Consider the following 24,872-nt stretch of genomic DNA (forward strand, 5'->3'; position numbering starts at 1 on the left):
GGCGGCGGGGGTGGTGGTGAGGCCGGACCCGGTGCCGCGGGGGCGGACGATCTCGTCATCGCCGGGCGGGCCTACGGCAGCCGGCTGCTGATCGGCACCGGGAAGTTCGCGAGTCACCGGGTGATGCGGGACAGCCTCGTCGCATCCGGTGCCACCATCGTCACCGTGGCGCTGCGCCGGGTCGACATCGGCCGGATCGGTGACGGCGACGTTCTCGACTTCATCCCGCCGTCGATGACCCTGCTGCCCAACACCTCGGGCGCGGTGGACGCGGCCGAGGCGCTGCGGCTGGCCCGCCTCGGGCGGGCGGCGACGGGCACCGGTCTGGTCAAGCTGGAGGTCACCCCGGATCCGCGCACCCTGGCGCCGGATCCGCTGGAGACCCTGCGCGCCGCCGAGCTCATGGTGGCCGACGGCTTCACGGTCCTGCCCTACTGTTCGGCCGACCCGGTGCTGGCCCGCCGGCTGGAGGAGGTCGGCTGCGCCACCGTGATGCCGCTGGGCAGCTGGATCGGCTCGAACCGCGGGCTGCGCACCCGGGACGCGATCGAGGCAATCGTGGCGAGCGCCGGGGTGCCGGTGGTCGTGGACGCCGGGCTCGGGGTGCCCTCGGACGCGGCCGAGGCGATGGAGATCGGCGCGGCCGCGGTGCTGGTCAACACCGCTATCGCGGTGGCCGCCGATCCGGCGCGCATGGCGCGGGCCTTCGCGCTCGCCACCGCCGCCGGCCGGTTGGGTTTCCTGGCCGGCCGAGGGGCTGCCGGCCCGGCCACGGTGGCGTCCGCCTCCTCCCCGCTCACCGGGTTCCTCGGCGCCCACCCGTCACCGGCGTCCCACCCGTCACCGGCGTCGCCCGTGCCCTCGGTGTCCCGGGCGACGTCCCCGGCTGCGGTGGTGGGCGAGGCGTCCAGGTGAGCGCCCCGCCAGGGGAGTTCRCGCGCGAACTTGCCGGTCACGACCTGGCCGGGCTGTCCGCGATGTCGCGGCGGGCCACGTCCGCCGAGGTGGACACGGTGCTGCGGCGGGTTCGGCCCGGATCCGGTGGGTCGGCCACCCCCCGGATCGGTCTCGCGGAGCTGGCGATCCTGCTCTCACCCGCGGCCACCGCCCGGTTGGAGGAGCTGGCGATTGCCGCCCGGGAGGCGACCCTGCTCCGGTTCGGTCGGGCGGTCCGGCTGTTCGCCCCGATGTACGTGTCGAACGCCTGCCTGTCGTCCTGCACCTACTGCGGCTTCGCCAAGGGCCTGCCGGTGGTGCGCCGCACGCTGGACCTTGAGGAGGTGGTGGCGGAGGGACGCCTGCTGGTCGACCGGGGGTTCCGTCATCTGCTGCTCGTCTCCGGCGAGCATCGCGTCGAGGTATCGGCCGACTACCTCGTCGCGGTGGTCGAGCGGCTACGGCCGATGTTCCCCTCGATCAGCATCGAGACCCAGACCTGGTCGGACGACACCTATGCCCGGCTGGTGCGTGCCGGGTTGGAGGGAGTCGTCCATTACCAGGAGACCTACGACCGGGCCCGCTACGCCGAGGTGCACGTCGCCGGCTGGAAGCGTGACTACGACCGGCGGCTGTCCTCGTTCGAACGGGCCGCGCGGGCCGGGGTGCGCCGGCTCGGGATCGGCGCGCTGCTCGGGCTCGCCCCGGACTGGCGCGCTGACGTGCTCGCGCTGGCCGCGCACGCCTCCTTTCTCTCCCGTCGCTACTGGCGGACCGAGGTCTCGATCGCGCTGCCGCGCATCAAGCCGAGTGCCAGCGGGTTCCCGCCGGTCGTCGTCGTTGACGACGCGGAGTTCGTCCAGGCGTACGCGGCCCTGCGCCTGTTCGAGCCGGACCTCGCGCTGTCGCTGTCGACCCGGGAGCCGGCGGTGCTGCGCGACGGGCTCGTCCGCATCGCCGTGACCACCATGAGCGCCGGCTCCTCCACCGAACCCGGCGGCTACACCACGCCCGGCACGGCCCAGGAACAGTTCTCGATCTCCGACGAGCGTTCGCCGGCACAGATCGCCGCGATGCTCGCCGAAGCCGGGTACGAGCCGGTGTGGAAGGACGCCTTTCCGCTTGTCGACCCGGTGCGGTGACGGCGGCCCGGCGTCGCGGGTCGTCGATAGTCTGCTCGAATGCAGCGAATAGTCGTCGTGGGCGCGGGAATGGCGGGGGGCCGGGCCGCCGCCGAGGTGCGCGCGCGTGGTTTCGCGGGAGAGGTGATCCTGCTCGGGGCGGAGCCGCACCGGCCCTACGATCGTCCGCCGCTGTCCAAGGCGGTGCTCTCCGGCCGCATCGACGACACGACGTTGCCCTTCGACCTCGACGGGGTCGAGGTGCGCCTCGGACGGCGGGCGACGGGCCTGCGACCGGGCACTGTGGAGACCGACGCGGGGCCGCTGGACTACGACGGCCTGGTGCTGGCGACGGGAGCCGACCCGGTAACCCTGCCGGGCGACGGCCCACAGCGGGTCCTGCGTTCCATTGACGACGCCCGGGATCTGCGTGGCGCCCTGCGTCCCGGCGTCCGGCTCGTCATCGTTGGTGCCGGCTGGATCGGCGCGGAGGTCGCCACGGCGGCGGCAGCGATCGGTGCCGAGGTCACCGTCGTGGAGGCAGCCGCCTCGCCGCTGTTCGCCGCGCTCGGCGCGCAGGTGGGCCGGTGCACGATCGCGTGGTACGCCCGGGCCGGGGTTACCCTGCGCCTGGCCACGGCCGTGGAGCGGGTCACCCCCGACGGGCTGGTGCTGGCTGGCGGTGAGGAGCTGATTGCGGACGAGGTTGTCGTCGGCGTCGGGGTGCGGCCCGGCACCRCCTGGCTCGCCGGTTCCGGGCTCGCCCTCGACCGGGGAGTCGTGGTTGACGAGCATCTCGCCGCCCGGTGGACCCATGGTGCCGACGGTGCCGACGGCGACCGGCCGCCGGTGGTCGCGGTCGGTGACTGTGCTGCTTGGTGGTCGCGTCGCTACGGTCGGCGGCTGCGGGTCGAGCACTGGGACTGCGCCCAGCAGTCGCCCGCGGTCGCGGTCAGCACGCTGCTCGGCGGGGAGGCCGTCTATGACCCGGTGCCCTACTTCTGGTCGGAACAGTTCGGCCGCATGGTGCAGTTCGCGGGACTCCCTTCGGCAGAGGCTGCCCCGGTGTTCCGGGGCGATCCGGGCGTCGTCGTGCCGCCCGACGGCGGGCGTCCGTCTGGCTGGTCGGCCGGGTGGTTCGCCCCGGACGGCCGTCTCGAGGCGCTGGTCACTGTGGGGCGCCCGATGGACATGGTCGCCGGTCGCCGGTTGATGGCGGCCGACGGTATCCCGGATCGGGAGCGTTTCGCCGATATCTCCGTGTCGATGAAGGAACTGGCCGCGGCAAGTCGATGACGCCCGGTGACGACCCGGTGTTCCCGGTGCTCCGGATTTTCCAGGCGTTCCAGGCGTTCCAGGCGTTCCGATCGGCCGGACGGCGGGATTTCTGGATATCAGGATCATTGGTACTCTTGCCCGGCATTGCGTTATGTATGCATCCTTGTGTAAATCTTTGCGCGGATCTTTATTTGGATCTTTGTTTGATGACCCCAATCGCCGGAACGTCGGGAACAGTCACTAGAGTGCGGAGACGTGCCTCGCATTCACCTGGTGTCGAACCTGGCCGGTGTGAACGCGCTCGGCGACCATTTGCGGGCAGCGGGTCTCGGCCCGACCTCGGCACGGTCGGCCGACGCGCTTCTCGTGCTCATCGACCGTCCGCTCGACCACGTCGAGCAGGAGTTGCTGGACCGGGCCCGGCAGACCGTCCCGGTCCTGCTCGCCGGGCCGACCATGCGGGCGCTGCCGCCGGGAAGTCCGCTCATCGAGGCGTCCGGTTTCATCCCGGGGCGGACCACCGCGCCCTACGACCTGCGGTTGACCGTCGGGCCGCAGGGCGGCGCGGTCATGGCCCGGTCCGCGGACTTCCGCCCCCGGGAGAGCTGGATCATCCCCGACAAGATTGCCGACGACGTGGAGCGRCTGCTCCTGGTCCGGCACGAGATGGGCGAGCATCCCGTCTGCACCTGGCGGCCCTCCACGGGCCTCGGCATATTCACCCTGGGTACCGGTCCCGCCGTGCTCGCCGATCCCGCCTACCAGCGGCTCGTGGGACGTTGGCTGCGRCACTGCCTCGGCGTGCTCGACGCCGCGCCGGCCAGGGTCGGGCTGCTGGGCACCCCGGACATCACCGGGACGCACCACTCGGCGGTGGACGCGACCGAGGGCCTGGAACTCGCCGCCCTCTGCGACGGCGGTGCCGGCCGGCTCCCGGCGCACGCGGCGGGTCGCCCGCCGCGCCGCGTCGACGACCCGGACGACCTGGTCAACGATCCGGATCTCGGGGTCGTCATCGTGGCCACACCGACCCACACCCGTCTCGAATGGGCTGGTCGTGCGCTGGAGGCCGGCAAGCACGTCGTCGTGCACGCCCCGCTCTGCCTGTCGACCCCGGACGCCGACCAGCTCGCGGAGCTCGCGGAGGCCCGGTCCCTGGTGCTCGCGGTGTATCCGGAGGGTCGGGACGACCCGGGCTACCGGGCGGTCCGCGCCGCCGTGCACCGCGGCGCCGTCGGCGAGCCGCTGCGGCTGGACGCCCACCGGGGCGGCTTCCGCCGGCCAGCCGGCACCTGGCACGACGACGAGCGGATCAGTGGTGGGCAGCTCCATGATCGGGGCAGCGCCTGCGTTGACCAGATCCTCGCCCTCGTTGACGAGCCCGTCGAATGGGTCAGCGCGTCCACCGTCAAGCGGGTCTGGCACCACGTCAGCAACGCTGACCACAGCCGGCTGCTGCTGCGTTTCGCGAGTGGGGCCGAGGCGCAGGTCACGGTCTCCGATCTGACGGTGGCCCGGCGCCCGCGGTTCGAGGTGCTCGGGTCCACCGGCTCGCTGATCCTGGACGGGGCTTTCCGGGACGGCGGGGCTTTCCGGGACGGGGAGGGGAAGCTGGTGCCGCGGTTGGGACGGCACGCCGGTCGTCGGTCCGAGGTCGAGGCCGAGGCCGAGATACTCGAGGCGGAGGCGGGGTCGCTCGTGCTGATCACCCATGACGGGGTGCGCAGCCACATCCCGCTGGCACCCACCTCGGGCAGTACGTTTCACCGGGACCTGGCGGACTGTCTCGTCTCGGGCTGGCCGCTGTCCGGCTACGGCGTGCAGACCGCCCGTCCGGTGGTCGCGGTGTTGGAGGCGGCGGTGCGCTCGGCGGCCGCGGGCRGCGCCCAGGTGGCTGCGCTCTGACCCGTTCCGGCCGGACCGTCCCGGCCGGAAACCGCCTGGTCATCCCCTCGCCGAGGGGCGCGGCCAACGTCCGCGGCCGCGCCGGCACCATACGACGCCATCGAGACTTAGGTGTTTACTCTTGACCATGGACTGGCTGACCCTGCCTGACGTCGCCGATCAGCTGCAGGTTCCCGTGACCCGTGTCCGGCAGATGGTGCGCGACCGGACGCTACTGGCCCGGCGGGAGGGGGGCGTCCTGCGGGTGCCTGCCGATTTCATCCGGGACGGCGCCGTCGTCAAGGGGCTGCCCGGCTTGCTCACGGTGCTGGCCGACGCGGGGTTCACCGATGAGGATGCGCTCGACTGGATCTTCCGGGAGGATCCGAGTCTGCCGGGCACCCCCATGCAGGCACTTATCGAGAACCGTGGCAAGGAGGTCAAACGGCGGGCCCAGGCGTCGGCCTTCTAGCCCCGGCCCGGTCCCGGCCGTACCCACCGCCCGCACGGCGGGCGCTGCTCCCGTAGGGTCGAAAAATGGTCGATCGTCCGCCGCACTTGCACCCGCGTGCGCACYCGGAGCCGCTCGCCCGGGCGCGGGTCGTCGTCAATGGTGCGCCGCGGGGCATCCCGGGTGGCCAGCCGCTGCCCGACCTGCTCGCCGAGCTGGGCCTGCCGTCTGGTTCGGTGGTGGTCGAGCACAATGGCGTGGCTCTGACGCCGTCCGAGATTCCCGCCGTCCGGCTCGCCGACGGCGACATTTTGGAGATCGTGCGTGCTGTCGCCGGAGGTTGAGGGATCGTCGCCGCGCGCCGGTGGGCCAGCCCGGGCGGACCGGTTGCGGYGGCTGGCCGACGCCCGCCTGTACCTGTGCACGCCGCGTCGGGCCGAGTTCGACGCCTTCCTGAGCGCCGTGGTCGGCACGCCCGAGGCCCCCGGGGTCGATCTGATCCAGCTCCGGGAGAAGGGGCTCGAATGGGACGAGGAGCTCGGCGGGCTGCGGCGGGTGCAGGCCGCCGCYGGCGCCAGGGGAGTGCTGGTCAGCGCGAATGACCGCGCCGACCTCGCCGCCTTCGCCGGGGTCGACATCCTGCACGTCGGWCAGGGCGACATCCCGCCGCGGTTTGCCCGGCGCCTGGTGGGCCCGGACGTGCTGATCGGACAGTCGACGCACGATCCCGACCAGTTCCTCGCGGCGCTCGCCGACCCCGACGTCGACTACGTGTGCGTGGGGCCGGTGCACGCCACGCCCACCAAGGAGGGCCGGCCGCCGGTCGGCCTGGGTCTGCCCCGGCTGGCCGCGCGGCACGCTCCTCCGTTCGCTCCGGGCGTGAAGCCGTGGTTCGTCACCGGTGGCGTCGGTCCGGATACCCTGGATCAGATTCTTGCGACGGGAGCGCGCCGCGTGGYGGTCGTGCGGGGCCTCACCGGGGTCGAGGATCCGGCCGCGAGCGCTGTTGCCCTCGCTCGGCGTCTGAGAGCTGTCTGAGAGTTGTCGATGCGCCGTCCGAGCCGCCGATGCGCCATCTGAGCTACCTCGCGGTCCTGGCGGGATGCCTGCTCGGAACGGCGCCGCTTGAGGTGTTTCTGGGCACCCGGGTGTACGCCCGGCCGGTTCGGCTGCTGCTGACCCTCGCCCCCGTCATCGTGATCTTCGTTGTCTGGGACCTGTTCGCCGTCTCCGCGGGGCACTGGAGCTTCGACCGGCGCCGCATCACCGGGATCCTGCTTCCGGGGGGCCTTCCCCTGGAGGAGCTGCTGTTCTTCGCCGTGGTGCCGATGTGCGCGATCCTGACGCTGGAGGCCGTGCGCGCGGTGCGGGGCTGGGACGTCGGCGACGAGCCCGCCCATCCGAGCGCGACGCGTTCCGATGGGACTCCCGATGGTGATCGGCCGTGAGCTACACGGCCCTGGCGGTCGTCGGGGTCGCGTTGGCGATCGCGATGGACCTGTGGGTCCTGCGGACCCGGCTGCTGACCCGGCGGGTTTTCTGGACTTCCTATGCGATCATCGCGTTGTTCCAGTTGATCTCCAATGGGATCCTCACCGGGTTCGGCATCGTCGTCTACGACCCCCGCCGGATCCTCGGCCCGCGGATCGCGCACGCTCCGGTCGAGGATCTGCTGTTCGGCTTCGCGCTGGTGACCCAGACGTTGGCATGGTGGGTCTGGTGGGGGCGCCGGCTGCGGGGCGGGCCGCCCGGCAGGCCTCGCAGCCGGCGGACCGGGGAGAGCCGGGAGGCCAGCGACAACGGCGACAACGGCGACAACGGGGTCAATGGGGAGAATCGGGGCATCCCGTCTCGACCCGAGGGCCGAGAGAGATCTCGGCGTACTTCGTGACGGAAACGAGCGAATTGGTCCCCTAGCGAGAATCCGTCGGCTTAATCTCGTCACGATGACGCATGATGGTGCGGGGGGCCCGGGATCGCCGGGACGTCACCGTTCTCCCTGGGGGCGTTCAGGCCGGATCCTGCCGATCCGGTGGGGACGCATCATCGCTGTGGTGGCTGTGTTGGTCGTCATCGTTGCGGGTCTGGTGGTTGTGCGTGGGCGGATGGCCGGCGACCATCGTGCGGGTTCCTCCGGAGGCAGGCCGGGTGCGCCGGTCGCAGCGCCGGCACCCACGCCCGGTGACGAGGACGGGCCGGCGGACGTGACGGCGGCCCCGGTCACTGCCCGGCCGGGTGCCGGTCCGGCCCTTTCCACCGCGTCCGCGGCCTCCCCGAGCACCGGCATCGGGTCGGTTTCGCCACGGGTTGCCCCGACCGCCGCGAGGCCGCGGACCGGACCGCCGCCCGGGTCACCGGCCGTCCCGGTCGCTGCGCGGCCCGCCGGCCCGGCCCTAAGCCTGAGCTCGACCAGGGTCGACCTGGGTGACGTCGACTCCGTCTGGCGGCTTGACCTGCGTGGCGAGGGCACGGCGCCGGTCGACGTCGTGATCGGCGCCAGCCCGTCCTGGCTAACCGTGGTGCCCGGCCGGTCGCGGATCGATCCGGGGGCCGTCGTCCCCCTGGTGATCACTCTTGATCGGGCGGCGGCACCGTCCGGACCGATCGATGTGACCGTTCCAGTCAGGCCCCGCAAGGGTGATGGCGGGGGCGACGTGCGGGTCACCGCCAGGGTCGACGGCTCGCCACAGGTGGTGTCGATGGTCGCGGCGCCGACGACGCTGTACCCGTCCGGCTGCGCGCTGGCCGCGAGGGTGACCGCGTCCCCGGTGACCGCGTCCCCGGTGACCGCGTCCCCGGTGACCGCGTCTCCGGTGACGGTGTCCACGGTGACGGTGTCCGTCGTGGACGCGACCGGCATCTTCGCCGCGGAGCTCGTGGTGAACCTCCCCGACGGAGGCAGGGCTAGTGTGTCGCTGGTCCTTGACCGGGCGACGGGTAACCGGTCGACGTGGTCCGGCCCGGTGGGCCCGGCCCGTGTGGCCGGGGCGATCACCTACACGGCCACGGTGACCGATCTCGACGGGCGGCGCTCCCGGGCACCGGGATCCCTCACCGTTCTGCCCTGCCCCTCCTGACCGGCGCGGTGACGGCGGTGACGGCGGTGACGGCGGTGACGGCGGTGACGGCGGTGACGGCGGTGGGAAAGTATGGCGCCGCCCGGTTCGGGGGGTACCGGGCGGCGCGGTATAGCGTGACAGGTTGGCCGGGACGCGCCAAGGTTCCGTCGGGTGGCGCAGGCCCAGAGACGGGTGCCGCAGGCCCGGGGCGCCGCGGTACGCGATGCACGCGCCGTCGGGCGCCGGAGAAAACGGGTGGGTGAGGTCGTGGACGCTGCTCTCGGGGATGTCGGTGTGCCGCGTCAGACCGGGCCGCAGCCGGCCGTGGAGCGGGCCGGCCGGGACGGTGCCGCGCGGTGGCGTCGGCCCCTGCCACCGGTCGAGCAGGTGCGTCCGGGACTGTGGAGTATTCCCGTCCCGTTGCCCTGGGCCAAACCGGCGCACGTGTTCGTGTACGTTTTCGAGACCTCCACGGGCCCGTTCCTGATGGACGCGGGCTGGGACTTCGACGAGGCGTTCGACGAGCTGCAGGCCGGACTGGCGATGATCGGGATGTCGGTGGCCGACGTGCGGGGCGTCGTGGTGACCCATGCGCACCTGGACCACTACGGCCTGGCGAACCGGATCCGGGAGGCATCCGGGGCGTGGGTCTCGTTGCATCGCCTGGACGAGGCGATGCTCCGGCACTTCGAACATGGTTACGCCGACCGGATCTCCGAGCTGATGATCCGGGCCGGGGCGCCCGCCGAGATGACCGAGCGGCTGCTGGCGGGCTACCAGCAGCCGGCCCCGGGCCTATCGCGACCCGACATCCTCCTCGAAGACGGCGACCGGCCGGACATCCCGGGCTGGGATCTCACCGCGCTGTGGACACCGGGCCATTCGCCGGGACACCTCTGCTTCTGGGAGCCGACCAACCGGCTGCTGTTCTCCGGGGACCACGTCCTGCCCTCGACGGCGGTCGGGGTATCCGCGCCGGAGGAGGCCGTTCCTGATCCGCTGGGGGACTACCTGCGTTCGCTGGCCCGGCTGCGGAGCCTGCCGGCCGAGGAGGTGCTGCCGGCGCACGAGTACCGGTTCACCGGGCTGGAGCGCCGGCTCGCGGAGCTCGACGCGCATCACGCCGGCCGGCTGTCCGAGGTCGTCGAGGGACTGCGCGCGGGTGCCTCGCGGGTCTGGGACGTCGCCGGATACGTGACCTGGCATCGGCCGTTCCGCAACCTGCGGGGGGTGGCGCTGCAGAACGCCGTGATGGACACGATGTCGTACCTCGCGACGCTGGAGGCAACCGGCGCGGCGCGTTCCGAGCCGGGAACACCAGACCGGTGGCGCCTGATCGAGCCGTAGGGCCCGCCGGTCGGCAGGGCGGGGACCATTCGTACTAAGGTGAGGATATGACCTCCGTGTCGCTGTCCAAGGGCGGCAATGTCTCGCTGAGTAAGGTCGCCCCCAACCTCACTGCCGTGACGGTGGGCCTGGGGTGGCAGGTGCGGCAGACCACCGGTGCCGCCTACGATCTCGACGCCAGCGCGATCATTGTGAATGACGCCGGCCAGGTCCTCTCCGACGGCTATTTCGTGTTCTTCAACAATCTGGTGAGTCCGGACGGTGCGGTGAAGCACCTGGGTGACAACCTGGTCGGTGGCGGCGGCGGTGACGACGAGCAGATCAACGTCGACCTGCGGATGCTGACCCCGCAKGCGGCGAAGGTCGTGTTCACCGTGTCCATCTACGATGCCGACTCGCGTCGGCAGGCCTTCGGCCAGATCCGCAACGCGTTCATCCGGGTGACGGACGCGACGAACGGCGCGGAGGTGGCCCGCTACGACCTCACCGAGGACGCCTCCACGGAGACGGCGATGATCTTCGGTGAGCTGTACCGCTACGGTGGGGAATGGAAGTTCCGCGCTGTCGGTCAGGGATACGCCTCCGGGTTGCGCGGGATCGCCTTGGACTTCGGCGTCAACGTCTCCTGACCGCCCGGGCCTCGTGACCGCCCGGGCTCAGACCCGGCGCCATCCGGTTGCGGGGCGGGCGTTGCCGATCGTTGGCACGATCCGGGAGCGGGCACCTCGCGGCGCGACGACCATAACGCGCACAGAGCGTGTGTTGGCGTCGATCCGGTAGAGGATCCGCCAGGTCCGCCCGCTGGCCTCGTGCATGCCGACCTRCTCGCCGGGGATCGGAGTGCCGGCCTTGCGCGGATCGTCGCGCAGGGCACCGTCGAGGAACCGACGGACCTCGCCGCGGGTGAGCTCGGCCAGCTTCGACAGGTCCCGCTCGGCCGAGGCGGACAGCGTCACCTCGTGCTTGTCACTCACCGCCGGCTCCAGCCCCGGCGGCCAGCCGTCCCCCGGCGGCCGGAAGCGGGGAAAGCTCCACGTTCTCCACGTGAAGATCCTATGCGCCCGCCTCCACCGGGGCTCGTGCTTCTCGCCCCCGTTGCCGGGAATCGTTGCCGGGAACTGAGAAGTCCTTCCGCGGTCCGGATGAACCGGGCGGCATGGGCGGTTATGCGGGTATGCGCTTCGGAGATGACGACACCATTCGCCGCATGCTCACCRACACCGAGGTCTGGGCGGTGGTGGGGCTGTCCAACGACACCCGCCGGACCGCCTACAGCATTGCGGACTACCTGCGACGGCACGGCAAGCACGTCGTGCCGGTGCATCCTTCGGCACCCGTGGTCGCGGGGGAGCAGGGATACGCGACGTTGAGMGAGATCCCGTTTCCCGTCGACGTCGTCGACCTGTTTGTCCGGTCGGAGCTGGCCGGCCCGCTCGTCGACGAGGCGGTGAAGATCGGCGCGAAGGGGGTCTKGCTCCAGCTCGGTGTGCGGGACGAGGCTGCCGCGGCGCGTGCGGGCGAGGCCGGGCTGGACGTCGTCATGGACACCTGCCCGGCGATGGAGGCACCCCGGCTGGGGCTCGGCTGGAGCCGTTGATCCCCGGCTCCTCCGCGGGCGCCCGGCGCGATCGATTGAGCAGCACGAACCGGCGGGTCGCGAGCGCGGCGGCAGGCGGGAAGAGCACGAGGACGGGGAGCAGGTAGCGGTAGTCGAAGCACACCGTCGCGGCCGGGACGATGAGCGTGGCGGCCCCGGCCGCCACGAGGAGGGCCATGTCCGCCCGCAGCCGTCGATCTTCGGCGGCCCGGTCCCGCAGGCCTCTCCGGCGCCGGGAGCCACGGTTCCCCGGCGGCGCACGGCGGTCCCGTCCCGGGATCATGATCGCGACGACGGCAAGGATCACCATCCCGGCCAGGGCCGGACCGGGCGTGAAGACGAGATGCTGGTAGCTCCGCAGGAAACCGGCGGACGGCTCGCGGATGACGCGGCTGGGCGCGTCCCCGTGGAAGCCGAGCAGTGGCTCGCCGTTGTGCAGGTAGCGCGGTTCGTTACCGGTCGGGAACCGCCAGGTCGCGTCCGGCCAGTCACGGTGCCCGACCGGTCGGCCCGGGGCGAAGTAGTGCGCGATCTCCCCGCCGACCATCCGGGCGTAGTCACCGAACTGATACCGGATGACCTGGCGGGTGAAGTCGCGCAGCAGCGCGTCCCGCTTGTCGTCGGGCATGTCGAGCCGCCAGTGCGGGCTGTTGCCGTTCCAGACGTAGTAGCTGGGATCGGGCCGCCCCGCCACCGGATGCGGGGAGCACAGGACGAGCTGGCGCGTGCTCAGGTGTAGGCGATCACATTCGGCGATCGGTGCCACCCGGCCGTACATCCACACCGCGTCCCCACCGGTGAGCGCGTACTTCCCGTGCGCGTGGTRGAACCAGCCCGCGTATCCGACGAGTGGAACGGCGAGCATCACGGCGAAGGCGGCGGGCCGGAGYCATCCGACGCGACGAAGAAGCAGGTAGCCCACGGCGAGCACACCCATGGCGACCCCGATGGTGCGGACCAGGCCCGCCCCGCCCAGTAACAGGCCGGCGAGCCCGCACGCCCACACCGACGGTCGTGCCGACCAGGTCAGGGCGATCATCGCGGCGACCAGCAGGACCGCGAACAGGGTCTCGGCCATCACGTAGTGCTCGAGGACCAGCTGGTAGGCGTCCAGCAGGACCGGCGCGGCGGCGAGGGCCGCCACCGGGGCCGCCACTCGGCGGTGGACCAGCAGGACGTAGATCCCCACCCCGAGCGCCAGGCCCGCGACGTGCTGGACCACCGTCACCCACCACAGGTCGCCGGTGTGCGACAGCAGGCGCAGGAAGGCCGGGTATCCGGCCGGCCGCATCGGGTCGGGCGCGTGCAGGGTGGAAAGTCGCAGGTAGGCGTAGGAGTCTCCGCTGAACTCGAACGCCGGCCGGTAGGCGTACCCGGTGACCACCCGCAGGGTCATCCCGGCGACCAGGAGAACCGCGAAGGGCAGATGCCGCGCGACCGGCCGGGCGGGTCGGGCCGGCCGGGCGGGTCGGGCCGGCTGGGCGGAGGCCGGACCCGATTCACGGCGCCGCGCGTTCGGGCCGTAGAGCGGGCCGGGGTGCTCCCCGGACGGCACCCGGCCCGGGGCGGCGAGGTCATCCGCGGGGTCATTCCCGGAGGCGGGGTCATCCCCGAAGACAGCGGGATCGCATAGGGAGACGGGCGCGGCGTCACCGGGCAGCGGTGGAAAGCGGCGTCTGCCCGAGACGACCATTCTGCCCAGGACGGCCATGATGAATATCCGCCGTTCTCAGAACCTGACGACCTCGGCCGGGTGTTCCGGCGCCTCGAAGCACAGGCCGAGGCCGGGCGTGTCGGCCCGTGGACCGCTCGCCTCGGCCTGGGTGGAGCCCGCGCCGGCACTCGCACCCGCACCCGCGTCAGGGCCCGTGCCGGTACCCGTGCCGGTACCCGTGCCGGTACCCGTGCCGGTACCCGTGCCGGCACGGGTACCGCGGGCCGACGCCCGCTGATGCCCCCCGCTGGGTCCGGCGGTCAGCAGCCGCAGGAAGAAGGATCCGAAGGCGGTCTGCGCGCCCAACACCATCAGCGTCATCGCGARCAGGGCCGGGCGCATCTCGTTGAGCGGTCCGAGATTGTTGACCAGCCAGCGGACGAGGACGACCACGTCCACGACAAATCCGACGATGAACAGGCCCGCGCCGAGCGCAAGCCCGCGTTCGAGGGTGAACAGGCGGTGGATGAGCGGCAGCGGCCAGCGGCGGCGCYCCTGCCAGCCGAGGGCGTGGTTGTGGACGTCGGCGCAGACCCCCAGCAGCACCAGTTGCCAGCCGAGTAGCGCCAGCAGCGCGAACAGGATCGAGAAGTGCAGGTCCAGCCGGTGGAAGCCGAGATTGAGCGAGCCGGGCAGCAGYGCCGCCTGGCCCACGATCCCGAGCGCCAGCAGCACCAGGYCGGGCAGCACGAACAGGTGCCTCGGCGCCAGCAGCAGCATGAACCGCAGGTGCCGCCAACCATCCCGCAGGGAGTGCAGCTTGGAGGCCCCGACCCGCGGATGGTAAGTGATCGGCACCTCCTCGATCCGAAGCTCGGCGCGGCCCGCGGCGATCACCAGTTCGGAGGCGAGCTCCATCCCCTCGCAGCGCAGCTGCATACGCAGGTACGCCTCTCGGCTGAAGGCCCGCATGCCCGAGTGCGCGTCGGAGGAACGGACGTCGAACAGCCGGTTCAGGATGCCGGTGAGCACAGGGTTGCCGACGTAACGGTGCAGCCAGGGCATCGCTCCCGGCAGGATCTCTCCAGCGAAGCGCGACCCGAGCACGTAGTCGGCCCGCCCGGCGCGCAGCGGAGCGAGCAGGACGCCCAGATCCGAGAAGTCGTAGGAGTCGTCGGCGTCGCCCATCACGATCAGCCGGCCTCGGGCGGCGGCGAACCCGGCCAGGTAGGCGTTGCCGTAGCCGCGCCGGGTCTCGCGGACGACCCGGGCACCTGCGGCTGCGGCGACGTCCGCCGACCGGTCCGTGGATCCGTTGTCGACAACGACGACCTCGCCCGCGGCACCCGCKGTGGCCAGTCCCGCAAGGGCCTTGCGCACACAGACGCCGACCGACTCCTGCTCGTTCAGACACGGCATGACGACCGACACCTCGACCGGCTGTCCGCCGGCACGCGGGCCGAAACCCCCGCCGGTGGGGATGCCCCCGAAGGCGTCGGTACCGGTACCGACACCCGTGGCACCGTCCATCGTCCGTACCCCCCCTTGTGGCCGGGCATGTCCGGGTCCGTGGCCGTTCACCGGTGCCTGTCCGTGGCTCTGCCGTGTCGATGCCCGGTCGCCGGGGACAACGGGCGCCGTTCATGCAGGTGGGCGCATCAGCGGAACCGGCCCACGTCATTGTTGCGGTCAGGATGGCGGAACCGCTCGGCCACCGCCCCGTAACCTACCGATCCGATGGTCCGGTCCTGTTACCGGTATCTCGCTGTAGACACCCCGTGGTCCGTCCGGCTGGTTCCCGATGTGCCGCGTTTCGCATCCGCGCTGGTCACGGCCGTTGCCCACGCTGACTTGCGAGTCAAGGGTCGCAGACACGTCGGCCCCTTCACACGCGCCTCGGTGTGACGCTTCTTACGGAGAGGCGTAACGTCTGGTGCTCGTGCAAGCTGTTCGCGTTTCAGACCCGGCATCGGCGTCCCCGGTGCCCACCGACGACCCGGAGCCCTCCTCGCCCGAGCCGTCCTCAGTTCCCCTGCCCGCTGACGCCTCACGCACAGCCGCGCTCCGGCGACGTGGTTGCCCGCACTGTCCGCCCTGCCCCACGGCGGACAGTGCGGATCGCGACGCTGCCCGGGTGGCCAGCCAGCATTGGGACCAGGGCTGGATCCTGCTGTGTAACGGGGTGATTCTGTTCGAGGACACCGGCGAGATCCTGCCGACAGGTCGCACCGTCGAGCCACGACGGGCGCTGCCCCGGCCCGGGGGCGTGGCACGGCCGCCGGCTCCGAGATGGGCGAGCCAGGCCCCGGTCGCGTTCTGACGGTCGCGTTCTGACAGGCGCGGCCTGACAGCGAGCTCCTTCTGCTCGCTCCTTCCGTGGAGTTCGGGAGGATGTGAAGTTCATCCCAGTTGATCTGGGTGTCCCCCTTACGGGTACGGTGCCGGCGTGGCGTCAAGGTCGGTGACGAGGCCGGGAAACGGGACCGCTCCCCGCTGGCCCGCGGAGAACCGGGTCGGTCGGCGCGTCCGGATCCTCATGCGCCGTGACATCGCGCTGGGCCGGACGTTCCTGCACGCCTTCACCAGTGCGGACCGGTCGCTGTTCGCGGCGCTGGCCGGCGGCAGACCGCTGCTCGACCCGGCGCTGCCGCGGCTGTCCCACGCTGCCGATCATGGTCTGCTCTGGTGGGGGGTGGCCGGGGCGCTCGGTGCGACGAAGGGACGCCGTCGCCCGGCGGCCGTCCGTGGCCTGCTCGCCCTGGGAGTCGCGAGCGTTCTCGCCAACGGGCCGATGAAGGTGGTGTTCCGCCGGGACCGCCCACCGACTCACACGATTCCCCCGCTGCGGCGGCTTCGCGAGGATCTCACGACGTTCTCGTTCCCCTCTGGGCACGCGGCGTCGGCAGCCGCCTTCGCCACCGGAGTCGCGTTGGACGCACCCGGCGCGGCGGTGCCGGTGGCTGTGCTCGCCGCCGCGGTGGCGTTCTCCCGGGTGTACGTCGGGGTGCACTATCCCGGGGACGTGGCCGCCGGCGTGCTGCTGGGGATAGGGGCGGGCCTGGCGACGACGAAGGTGATGCCGCGTCGGCCGTGGGCCCCCGCCCGGGCCAGCCCCGCGTCGGCGTGGGCGCCCGCCCTGCCCGACGGCGACGGCCTTACCGTGGTGGTGAACGCCCGTTCCGGTCCGGGTAACCACACGGACCTGCTCGCCGTGCTGCGGGCCGACCTGCCCAGGGCCCGGGTCGTCGAGGTCGACGCGGGCGGCGACGTAAGAACCGTGCTGAGGTCCGCGGCGGCGCGGTCCCGTGTGCTGGGCGTCGCCGGCGGCGACGGCACCATCAACGCGGCCGCCCAGACCGCGCTGGCGCACGGCGTGCCGCTGGCGGTCTTCCCCGCGGGCACGCTCAACCACTTCGCCGCGGACGTCGGACTCGCCGGGGCGGGTGACTCGGTGCAGGCGATACGGGAGGGTTCGGCGGTCGCCGTCGACATCGGCCGGGCCGAGGGCATCGGCGCGACGTTCAGTCGGTTCTCCCGCATCTTCGTGAACACCGCGAGCCTCGGCGGTTACCCGGACATGGTCGCCATCCGTGCGCGGTTCGAGCGCCGCATCGGCAAGTGGCCGGCGATGCTCATCGCGCTGAGCTGGGTGCTGCGCCACGAAACGCCGTTCGAGGTCGAGATCGACTCCGAGTACCGCCGGGTCTGGCTGATCTTCGTCGGCAACGGGATCTACCAGCCCGACGGGTTCGCCCCCACCTACCGCACCCGCCTCGACGAAGGGCTGCTGGACCTGCGGGTGGTCGACGCCGCGGCGTCGCTTGCCCGGCTCCGGCTGGTGGGGGCGGTGCTGACCGGCCGTCTCGGGCGCAGCCGGGTGTACGAACAACACACGGTCGAACGGGTCACGATCTCATCCCGTCAGCCCGGCCCGCTGCCGTTCGCCTGTGACGGCGAGGTCACGGAGGGAGTGGAACGCATCGTCATCACTCCGGGCGGAGCCCGACTGATCGTCTACCGGCCGCGGCGGCCCGGCGCATCCGGCTGAGCCGGGCCGGTGGACCGGCAGCCGGGCGGACCGCGGCGGCGTCAGCGACCGCGGCGGTGCTGCAACGGGATGAGCGTGTGCAGCGGGCTGGTCAGCCGGGTGAACTGGTCGGTATCGAGGAGATCCTCGACGAGCAGCGCGCAGGCCAGGTCGGCGCACAGCTCCATGACCCGCCGGTCCTCGCTCGAATCGGTGCCCCGATGGCCGCGGCAGTACGGGCACAACCGCCAGAAACCCTCGGCGGCGCTGCGCCGGACCAGGGTCCACACCCGGCGACGCCCGGTCACCACGGCGCTCGCGAAGGCGGCGTCCATCGCCATCTGATGCGCGGAGTCGTCGCGGGTGAGTGCGGACACCAGCAGGCCGTCGAAGACCTCGAGKCTGTCCGGATCGTGGCAGCGCCCGGCGAGGACCGGGAGTGCCGCGAGAACCCGCTTCACGTCCGCCGCGGCCGGGCCGAGGTCGGGTTCGTGCGAGCGCGCGCGGGGGTAGACCGTGCGCCACGGACGCATCAGTGCCGCGTACTCCGCGCGGCCGAGGATGGGCCGGGAGTAGGAGGCGGCGACCGCGTCGCGCATCGCGCGCAGAGCCGTGGCGGCGATCGTCGGTTCGACGGTGACGTACTCCGCGCCGGTGAGGTCGTCGGCGTAGATCGCGCTCAACGCGTCGAAGGCGGCCAGCACCTCGACGATCAATGGAGAGTCGGGGGAGAGCGCCTTGTCCCGGGCAGCGGCGAGGTACCCCGAGTTGCGCCAGGCGGCGGCGAGCGAGACGAGCTCCGTGTCGGTGGTGTGGACGAGTTGGGCGAGGATGCCGAGAATGCCGCGGAGGTTGGGATGTTCCTCCAGCCGCTCGATGCGACGGGCCCGCAGGATCATGCCGCCGTCCCGTCCACGCGGCTTGCGACGCCGCACTGGGACCGCCGTGGGCTCACCGCGCTCCCGCCTGTCCGCGGTTCAGGTGATGCCGCCGCGGGTGCGGTGGTCGTCGCCACACCATTCACCTCGTCCTCCTCGACCGTCGCAGCAGACGCCGCGCGGGCCTCGTCACGACCCGCAGCCGCGCGCCGGCCGGTCGGCTGGTTATCGGCTGGCCGGCCGGCTCCTGATTGACCTGACAATTGACCTGACAGCGACCTGACAGATGCCTGACCGTACCGGACCGCGACGTGGCCGTGCGATGATCGGCAGGCGGGTTTTCGTTGCTCTCCGACACCGACGGGGGCCGGGAGTACGTGCCGGAGGGCTTCGCCGCCGGCGGTTTCACAGCTGGTAACGCCGCGTGACCAACCTTTGGACATCACCCTCGAGAGACTAGTGTCCGCGGCGGCGATGCGGAACTCAACGCGTCATCAAGTGGAACATGGGGTACCGCGAAAGACCCGGGGCGTAACCGAATCGGGGACGGCGGTGGACCCCGATGAAGCCGAGCGCGGTGGAGTTCATCACGGACAGTGYCGATGCGCTGGGTAACTCCTCCGGGGGGTCCGGGCCGGGCCCGCCGGAACCGGGCGCGCCTGGATGCAGGGGGGCAACGCGGTGGGCCCGGAGAATGAAACCCGAGGTCGCGGGGCCGAGATCGGACGCCAAGGGGTTCGGTGCGCGGCCCGCTGCCCGGCCGGGGTGGCCCGGAGGTACCGATCCGAATGCGGTGGGYCGGATGGGCCGGATGGGCGGGCCTGGAGGCGATGGCCCGAACGCGGTGGGCCGGATGGGTCGGTCTGGAGGCGGTGATGCGGGCGCGGTGGGGCCGGACGGCCCGGCGGCTCCGGTGCCGTGGGATCCGGTCCGGCGGGTGCGGTGTGGTGGGCTCCATCGCGCGGGCCCCACCTTCCGGGCCCCACCTTCCGGACCCAGCCACCCGGGCTCCGCGCCGGGTGGGCCACGCGGGGGTCCGGTCCGGCACCGTGACCTCGGGCCCCGGCGCCGGGGAGCCCGCAGGTGGCTCCGTCGGCGCCGGGGAGGTCCCGGATGGCCCGAAGGCCTGGGCAATCCGGGACCTGAGTGGTCCGGGGCCTGAGTGGGTCGGTCAGCCCGAGATCGGCCGCTCGTCCTGCTCGGCGCCGGCCACGATCCTGATGCCGGCCACGATCGCCTCGGGCCCGTCCAGGCCGGCCTTGTCGGCACGCAACCCGAATCGCCTGATCGCGTCCCCGACCGTGGTGGCCTTGACCTCACCGGCCCGGACGAGGGCTTCCAGGGTCGCGACGACGATCGACTCGGCGTCGACCTTGAAGTGCCGGCGCAGGGCGGCCCGAGTGTCGGAACGGCCGTACCCGTCGGTGCCCAGCGAGGTGAACGGCTGCGGAACCCACCGGGAGATCTGGTCGGGCACCGCGCGCATCCAGTCGGAGACCGCCACGACCGGGCCGGCGGCCCCTTCGAGGGCACGGGTCACGTACGGCACGGCGTCGTCGGCCTCGGGGTTGAGCAGGTTGGCGCGGTCGCAGTCGAGCGCATCTCGCCGAAGCTCGTTCCACGAGGTCACCGACCACAGGTCGGCGGCGACCCCGAAGTCGGCGGCAAGGATCTCCTGCGCCGCCAGCGCCCAGTGGATGGAAGTCCCGCTGGCCAGCAGTTGCGCCCGCGGCGGGGAGCCCACGCCGGCCMCCGCCGCCGGAAGCCCGCCGGCCAGGTCCTCAGCCGAGCGGAACCGGTACATCCCGGAGATGATCTGCGCCGGGTCGAGACCCGCGGGCTCGGCAGGCTGCGGCACCGGCTCGTTGTAGACAGTGAGGTAGTAGAAGACGTTGTCGTCCCGCTCGCCGTACATTCGGTCGAGCGCGTCCCGGACGATGTGTGTCAGCTCGAAGGCGAAGGCGGGGTCGTAGGCCACGCAGGCCGGGTTAGTCGACGCCAGGAGCAGGGAGTGGCCGTCCTGGTGCTGCAGGCCCTCGCCGTTGAGAGTGGTCCGACCGGCGGTCGCCCCGAGCAGGAACCCGCGGCCGAGCTGGTCGCCGAGCGCCCACATCTGGTCGCCGGTGCGCTGGAAGCCGAACATCGAGTAGAAGACGTAGACCGGGATCATGTGCTGCGCGTGGGTGGCGTACGCCGTGCCAGCGGCGATCACCGAGCCCATCGACCCGGCCTCGCTGATGCCCTCGTGCAGCATCTGACCGGTCTCGGACTCCTGGTAGGACAGCAGCAGTTCGCGGTCGACGGCCTCGTAGCGCTGCCCGTGCGGCGAGTAGATCTTCGCCGTCGGGAACATCGCGTCCATGCCGAAGGTGCGGGCCTCGTCGGGGATGACCGGCACGAAGCGCGCGCCCATCTCCTTGGTCTTCATGAGGTCCTTCAGCAGCCGGACGAAGGCCATCGTCGTGGCGACGGGCTGTTTGCCGGAGCCCTTCCGGAGTTCGTCGAAGATCTTCGCTGGCGGTTGGGGGAGCGGCTTGGCCCGCACGACCCGACGCGGGATCGACCCACCGAGCGCGGCCCGGCGTTCCCGCATGTACGCGATTTCCTCAGAGTCCGGCCCCGGGTGGCAGTAGGGCGGCAGGTCACCCGACAGGGCCGAGTYCGGGATCTCCAGATAGAGCCGGTCGCGGAACTCCTTGAGCTCGCTCTTGGTCAGCTTCTTCATCTGGTGGGTGGCGTTGCGGGCCTCGAAGTCCTTGCCCAGGGTCCAGCCCTTGATGGTGTGCSCGAGGATGACCGTGGGCTGGCCCGCGTGCTCGGTCGCCGCCTTGTAGGCCGCGTAGAGCTTGCGGTAGTCGTGGCCACCGCGGGAGAGCTTGCGCAGATCGTCGTCGGAGAGGYCCGCGACCATCCGGCGCAGCCGGGCGTCCGAGCCGAAGAAGTGCTCCCGGATGTATTCGCCCGACGACGTCGAGTAGGTCTGGAACTGCCCGTCCGGCGTGGTGTTCATGCGGTTTACCAGCACGCCGTCGGTGTCCTTGGCCAGCAGCGGGTCCCAGTCGCGGCCCCAGACCACCTTGATGACGTTCCAGCCGGCGCCCCGGAACAGCGACTCCAGCTCCTGCATGATCTTGCCGTTGCCKCGGACCGGGCCGTCGAGGCGCTGCAGGTTGCAGTTGACCACGAAGATGAGGTTGTCGAGCTCCTCGCGGGCGGCCACGCCCAGCGCGCCGATTGACTCCGGCTCGTCCATCTCGCCGTCGCCGAGGAACGCCCACACCCGGCTGCCCGAGGTGTCCTTGATCTGGCGGTTGAGCAGGTAGCGGTTGAACCGGGCCTGGTAGATGGCGCCGATCGGCCCGAGTCCCATCGAAACCGTGGGGAACTCCCAGAAATCAGGCATGAGCCGAGGGTGAGGGTAGGACGACAGGCCGCCCGACTCGCCCTCGCGCCGGAAGGCGTCGAGCTGCTTCTCYGTCAGCCGGCCTTCCAGGAAGGCGCGGGCGTAGATGCCCGGGGACGCGTGACCCTGAATAAAGATCTGGTCACCCGAGGCACTTCCCGGCGAGGAACTGAGATGGTCCTTGCCGCGGAAGAAATGGTTGAAGCCCACCTCGTAGAGGCTCGCGCTTGAGGCGTAGGTCGCGATGTGACCGCCGACATTGAACGCGGGGCGGTTGGCGCGGCTCACCATGATGGCCGCGTTCCACCGGATATAGGCCCGGATGCGGCGTTCGATGTGCTCGTTGCCGGGGAACCAGGGCTCCCGCTCCGKGCTGATGGTGTTGATGTAGTCGGTGCTGGTGAGACCGGGAACACCGACCGCCTTCTCCCGGGCCCGTTCGAGGAGCTTCAACATGAGGAAGCGGGCCCGGCCGCGGCCGGACTCCTCGATGACGGCGTCGAGCGACTCCAGCCACTCGCTGGTCTCGGAGGGATCGATATCCGGYAGCTGACTCGGTAGCCCATCGGTGATGACCGAGAACTTCCGGGGTGTGTCCTGCGCCACGCCTTCTCCTGCTCCTCGAGCTTCCCGGGGCCGTCACGACCATGCGAAAAGGTCCTGATCGTATGACCGTCGGCCCAGTGGTCACTTTCGCAACGTACCGGGGTGGAAACATGCATGATCAATGCGCCGCCGCATCCCGGCCGCTCGCTCATCCCATACGACGCCTGTGCTCTGGGTGATGGCCGACCCTCGGTGGCCGAGAGGGGGGTCACCCGGAGAACGGGCCTGTCATGGACCATCGTGCTCTATCGCAGCTGCCTCGTCACGTACGTCTTGTTACTTCCGGGTCGGGACCTGGGCGATGTGCGGTGCGTTGTTGGCATGTCGTCCGTAGTGCGGCCGATGCCGGGCCCCGCCGTGGTGGACAATCACCCTGATGGAGACCCGGATGAAGACGACGACGCTGTCCGTGCGCACCGGCCGGCGAGAAAGTGTGGTGGACCTCACACCCGATGCGCGGCGGTTCCTTGCCGGTTCCGGTGATGGGTTGCTGTCGGTCTTCGTGCCGCATGCCACGGCCGGCGTGGCCATCTTCGAGTTGGGCTCCGGTAGTGATGCCGACCTGCTCGCGGCGCTCGCGGATCTGCTCCCCGCCGACGGCAGATGGCGCCACGCACATGGAACGCTCGGTCACGGCCGCTCGCATGTGATGCCGGCCATCATCCCGCCCTCGTTGACGGTCCCGGTGATCGACGGCCGCCTCGCGCTCGGGGTCTGGCAGTCCATTGCGCTGGTGGACCTCAACGTGGACAACCCCGATCGAACGGTCCGGATGTCGTTCCTGGCGGGATGATTCCGCTCTCTCCGGGGTACTGGCGGGGAGTCACATCAGGCTGACCACGCCGTCGCTTGTCCACAACCGACGGCGTGGCACTTGCGCAGTCACCGGAAGGTCCGGTGGACTAGGTCGAGGCGCACCGATCGATGAGGATCATCATTGGATGCGTCCACCGAGACGGGACGCCCTCGCGGCTACGCGGAGCGTCGACATACGAGCAGGAGGTAGTGGAGGGTGAGTCCGACCGCGGCGAACGCCGAGGGTCAGCGCCGAGCGGAGCGGCTGGGAGTCTCCGCCGGGACCCAGGTGCAGTCGCTCAACGAGGACGACGACATCGCCCAGGACCYGCTGGACGCCGTCACGAGCGCCAGCGGGACCGAGCTTGTCCCCGAGGACTCCGACGACGTCGTCGACATCGTCCTGCTGTGGTGGCGGGAGGATGACGGGGACCTGGCGAACGCCCTCATCGACGCACGGCGGCAGCTGTCCGACGACGGCGTGATCTGGCTGCTGACGCCCAAGGCCGGGCGTGCCGGCCATGTCGAGCCGAGTGACGTGCTGGACGCGGTGCCCACCGCGGGTCTCGTCCAGACCAGCACGTTGAGCGTCGCCCAGGAGTGGTCCGGCCAGCKGCTGGCGGCGCCGAAGTCGCAGCGGGTGCGTCACCGCTGACCCAGGGTGCCCGGTCCGGCCCAGCTGGGCCTGGCCGGTCCGGGCCCGGCCGGGCCTGGTCGGTTCGGCCGGGCCTGGTCGGTTCGGGCCGGTTCCCCCGGTTTCGGGGTCCGGGTCGAGGCAGGCGCGCACCGCCGTGCTCGCGTGCCTCCGGGACGTACGCGGGGTGTATGGGCGTCTCTCGCCGCCGTGGGCGGCGCTCCAGGTGGGCCGGGCGGCGGGCGGTCACCGGTAGGGCGGTCACCGGTAGAGCGGCACCTGCTGGCCCTCGACCGCCCCGGGGTAGCGGTCCCAGATGCGGTTGATTCCGAACTGCAGGACCAGCGCGCCGCCGCCGATGAGGAAGAGAGCGAAGGCCAGGACCGGATTCGTCTCGGCTACCCCGGCCGCACGCTGGGCGTCGCGGACGCGGGTGCCGAGCCGCCAAGCCGCGACGAACGGCGGGACGATGATTACCCAGCCGATCAGGAAGGCCAGCAGCGACAGCGTCGGGTTCACCTCGATGCGCCGGTCATACTCGGCGAGTTCCTTGTTCGTCCGGTAGATCCAGACGAACGGGTAGACACCCAGGGTGATCAGAGGAAGACCCAGCCACACCGCGAAGGGGTTACGCCTCCTCCCGAGTAGGCCGGACCCCTGGAACGTGTCGGGGGAACCAGGTGGTCCGGCCAGACCCGGTGTCCCGTAGTCGGGGGTGGCGGGGTAGCCTTGCTGCGGTTCGTGGCCGGTCAGAGACTCACGAAACGCATAGATCGGAAATCCGCCGGTGGATGTGCCCGGCCCGTCGATCGGGTGGGGTTCCCGGGCGGGGTATCCGTGCGGGGTGGAACTCTGATTGGTCAACGTGGCCCTGTCCTCATCGGTGTCCATACCAGTGGTGGCCGCGGGGCACGGCACCATGCCCCCACGCATGTCCGGCGGGTGCGGCTCCCGCGTCGATCGGCCAGACTAGGGCACTCTGGCCTCGAAAACCCGCGCACCCGCCGCATCGGGGTCACCGGACCGGGAAGGACACCCTTCGTCCCGATCTGATCGCCGTGATCTGATTGTCGAGCATGCGTGTGAACGTCCAGGTCGGGTGCGGTTCCAGGCGGTACGGCGGAGATCCGGAAGGTCGTGTAGGGCACGCCGCGGATGGGTGGCCAGCTTCGAGGTAGCCGGCAATGGCATGCTGGATCGGG

22 protein-coding genes and 1 pseudogene are annotated in these 24,872 nt (G+C 71.4%); 17 read left to right on the forward strand and 6 right to left on the reverse strand.

Annotated features, from left to right (window positions below; genetic code table 11):
- Positions 1-57: 57 nt before the first annotated feature.
- The 12 genes and pseudogenes from Manayef4_RS02340 to Manayef4_RS02395 all read left to right on the forward strand — a co-directional run bounded on the left by Manayef4_RS02340 (position 58) and on the right by Manayef4_RS02395 (position 10,705).
- Complete coding sequence (locus tag Manayef4_RS02340; RefSeq protein WP_232235029.1) at positions 58-915, forward strand: thiazole synthase; 858 nt, start codon at positions 58-60, stop codon at positions 913-915.
- Positions 912-2,078, forward strand: a complete 1,167-nt coding sequence (gene thiH / locus Manayef4_RS02345; protein ID WP_070130475.1) for a 2-iminoacetate synthase ThiH — start codon at positions 912-914, stop codon at positions 2,076-2,078. The genes Manayef4_RS02340 and thiH overlap by 4 nt, the downstream gene beginning before the upstream one ends.
- 39 nt (positions 2,079-2,117) lie before the next feature.
- The gene (locus tag Manayef4_RS02350; protein ID WP_070130476.1) at positions 2,118-3,353 is read left to right on the forward strand and encodes an FAD-dependent oxidoreductase; all 1,236 of its coding nucleotides are present in this window, start codon (positions 2,118-2,120) and stop codon (positions 3,351-3,353) included.
- A gap of 237 nt (positions 3,354-3,590) precedes the next feature.
- Positions 3,591-5,240, forward strand: coding sequence for a Gfo/Idh/MocA family oxidoreductase (locus tag Manayef4_RS02355; protein ID WP_070130477.1), 1,650 nt, complete (start codon positions 3,591-3,593; stop codon positions 5,238-5,240).
- A 127-nt stretch (positions 5,241-5,367) separates the two neighbouring features.
- Entirely contained in the window at positions 5,368-5,691 is a 324-nt protein-coding gene (locus Manayef4_RS02360) for an Rv2175c family DNA-binding protein (RefSeq protein ID WP_023841271.1), read from the forward strand.
- Between the two features lie 65 nt (positions 5,692-5,756).
- Positions 5,757-6,014: a sulfur carrier protein ThiS gene (gene thiS, locus Manayef4_RS02365; RefSeq protein WP_070130478.1), complete on the forward strand. Its 258-nt coding sequence runs from the start codon at positions 5,757-5,759 to the stop codon at positions 6,012-6,014.
- Positions 5,995-6,708 (forward strand): thiamine phosphate synthase, encoded by a 714-nt coding sequence (locus tag Manayef4_RS02370; RefSeq protein WP_070130479.1) that lies wholly within the window; start codon positions 5,995-5,997, stop codon positions 6,706-6,708. Before thiS ends, Manayef4_RS02370 begins: the two co-directional genes overlap by 20 nt.
- Before the next feature lie 29 nt (positions 6,709-6,737).
- A complete protein-coding gene (locus Manayef4_RS02375) occupies positions 6,738-7,118 on the forward strand; it encodes a lycopene cyclase domain-containing protein (RefSeq protein ID WP_011437454.1) in 381 nt (126 codons plus the stop codon).
- Positions 7,115-7,408: pseudogene (locus Manayef4_RS02380) on the forward strand (lycopene cyclase domain-containing protein); the annotation flags it as partial. The gene Manayef4_RS02375 and the pseudogene Manayef4_RS02380, both read left to right, overlap by 4 nt.
- A gap of 316 nt (positions 7,409-7,724) precedes the next feature.
- The gene (locus Manayef4_RS02385; protein WP_254665423.1) at positions 7,725-8,747 is read left to right on the forward strand and encodes a hypothetical protein; all 1,023 of its coding nucleotides are present in this window, start codon (positions 7,725-7,727) and stop codon (positions 8,745-8,747) included.
- 237 nt (positions 8,748-8,984) lie between these two features.
- Positions 8,985-10,076 carry an MBL fold metallo-hydrolase gene (locus tag Manayef4_RS02390; RefSeq protein WP_011437451.1) on the forward strand — a complete coding sequence of 364 codons (1,092 nt, stop codon included), beginning with the start codon at positions 8,985-8,987 and terminating at the stop codon, positions 10,074-10,076.
- A gap of 47 nt (positions 10,077-10,123) precedes the next feature.
- A complete protein-coding gene (locus tag Manayef4_RS02395; RefSeq protein WP_070130481.1) occupies positions 10,124-10,705 on the forward strand; it encodes a TerD family protein in 582 nt (193 codons plus the stop codon).
- Between the two features lie 27 nt (positions 10,706-10,732).
- Here the strand turns inward: Manayef4_RS02395 and Manayef4_RS02400 are convergent, their stop codons facing one another.
- Complete coding sequence (locus Manayef4_RS02400; protein ID WP_070130482.1) at positions 10,733-11,050, reverse strand: cytotoxic translational repressor of toxin-antitoxin stability system; 318 nt, start codon at positions 11,048-11,050, stop codon at positions 10,733-10,735.
- Positions 11,051-11,283: 233 nt separating this feature from the next.
- Here Manayef4_RS02400 and Manayef4_RS02405 point away from each other — a divergent pair, with 233 nt between their 5' ends.
- Complete coding sequence (locus tag Manayef4_RS02405) at positions 11,284-11,673, forward strand: CoA-binding protein (RefSeq protein WP_254665424.1); 390 nt, start codon at positions 11,284-11,286, stop codon at positions 11,671-11,673.
- On the opposite strand, the gene Manayef4_RS02410 is transcribed toward Manayef4_RS02405, so the two are convergent.
- On the reverse strand, positions 11,615-13,384 hold the full coding sequence (locus Manayef4_RS02410; protein ID WP_070130484.1) for a hypothetical protein: 1,770 nt from the start codon (positions 13,382-13,384) through the stop codon (positions 11,615-11,617). The two genes, Manayef4_RS02405 and Manayef4_RS02410, sit on opposite strands and share 59 nt — an antisense overlap.
- An 18-nt stretch (positions 13,385-13,402) precedes the next feature.
- Positions 13,403-14,857 carry a glycosyltransferase family 2 protein gene (locus tag Manayef4_RS02415; protein WP_070130485.1) on the reverse strand — a complete coding sequence of 485 codons (1,455 nt, stop codon included), beginning with the start codon at positions 14,855-14,857 and terminating at the stop codon, positions 13,403-13,405.
- A gap of 451 nt (positions 14,858-15,308) precedes the next feature.
- Here Manayef4_RS02415 and Manayef4_RS26340 point away from each other — a divergent pair, with 451 nt between their 5' ends.
- A complete protein-coding gene (locus Manayef4_RS26340) occupies positions 15,309-15,647 on the forward strand; it encodes a DUF5999 family protein (RefSeq protein ID WP_255353838.1) in 339 nt (112 codons plus the stop codon).
- A 216-nt stretch (positions 15,648-15,863) separates the two neighbouring features.
- Positions 15,864-17,375, forward strand: a complete 1,512-nt coding sequence (locus Manayef4_RS02425; RefSeq protein WP_023841278.1) for a bifunctional phosphatase PAP2/diacylglycerol kinase family protein — start codon at positions 15,864-15,866, stop codon at positions 17,373-17,375.
- A gap of 41 nt (positions 17,376-17,416) precedes the next feature.
- Here Manayef4_RS02425 and Manayef4_RS02430 read toward each other — a convergent pair whose 3' ends face one another.
- Both Manayef4_RS02430 and aceE read right to left on the reverse strand, forming a co-directional pair.
- Entirely contained in the window at positions 17,417-18,253 is an 837-nt protein-coding gene (locus tag Manayef4_RS02430) for a hypothetical protein (protein ID WP_070130486.1), read from the reverse strand.
- Between the two features lie 1,150 nt (positions 18,254-19,403).
- Positions 19,404-22,241: a pyruvate dehydrogenase (acetyl-transferring), homodimeric type gene (aceE, locus tag Manayef4_RS02435; protein WP_070130487.1), complete on the reverse strand. Its 2,838-nt coding sequence runs from the start codon at positions 22,239-22,241 to the stop codon at positions 19,404-19,406.
- Between the two features lie 388 nt (positions 22,242-22,629).
- Between aceE and Manayef4_RS02440 the strand changes: the two genes are divergently transcribed.
- Together Manayef4_RS02440 and Manayef4_RS02445 are read left to right on the forward strand one after the other, a co-directional pair.
- Positions 22,630-23,034: a secondary thiamine-phosphate synthase enzyme YjbQ gene (locus tag Manayef4_RS02440; protein WP_011437441.1), complete on the forward strand. Its 405-nt coding sequence runs from the start codon at positions 22,630-22,632 to the stop codon at positions 23,032-23,034.
- A 219-nt stretch (positions 23,035-23,253) separates the two neighbouring features.
- A complete protein-coding gene (locus tag Manayef4_RS02445) occupies positions 23,254-23,691 on the forward strand; it encodes a DUF3052 domain-containing protein (protein WP_070130488.1) in 438 nt (145 codons plus the stop codon).
- 240 nt (positions 23,692-23,931) lie between these two features.
- Here the strand turns inward: Manayef4_RS02445 and Manayef4_RS02450 are convergent, their stop codons facing one another.
- Entirely contained in the window at positions 23,932-24,534 is a 603-nt protein-coding gene (locus Manayef4_RS02450; protein ID WP_232235024.1) for a DUF4234 domain-containing protein, read from the reverse strand.
- Between the last annotated feature and the right edge of the window lie 338 nt (positions 24,535-24,872).

Origin of the sequence: Frankia sp. CgMI4 (genome assembly GCF_001756285.1) — a bacterium.
Classification (GTDB): Bacteria; Actinomycetota; Actinomycetes; order Frankiales; family Frankiaceae; genus Frankia; species Frankia casuarinae.

Excerpts from the sequence above, each read along its gene's own strand:
- Manayef4_RS02360 (WP_023841271.1), top strand. The coding sequence starts at position 5,368 with ATGGACTGGCTGACCCTGCCTGACGTCGCCGATCAGCTGCAGGTTCCC.
- Manayef4_RS02375 (WP_011437454.1), top strand. The coding sequence starts at position 6,738 with ATGCGCCATCTGAGCTACCTCGCGGTCCTGGCGGGATGCCTGCTCGGA.
- Manayef4_RS02440 (WP_011437441.1), top strand. The coding sequence starts at position 22,630 with ATGAAGACGACGACGCTGTCCGTGCGCACCGGCCGGCGAGAAAGTGTG.
- Manayef4_RS02425 (WP_023841278.1), top strand. The coding sequence starts at position 15,864 with ATGCGCCGTGACATCGCGCTGGGCCGGACGTTCCTGCACGCCTTCACC.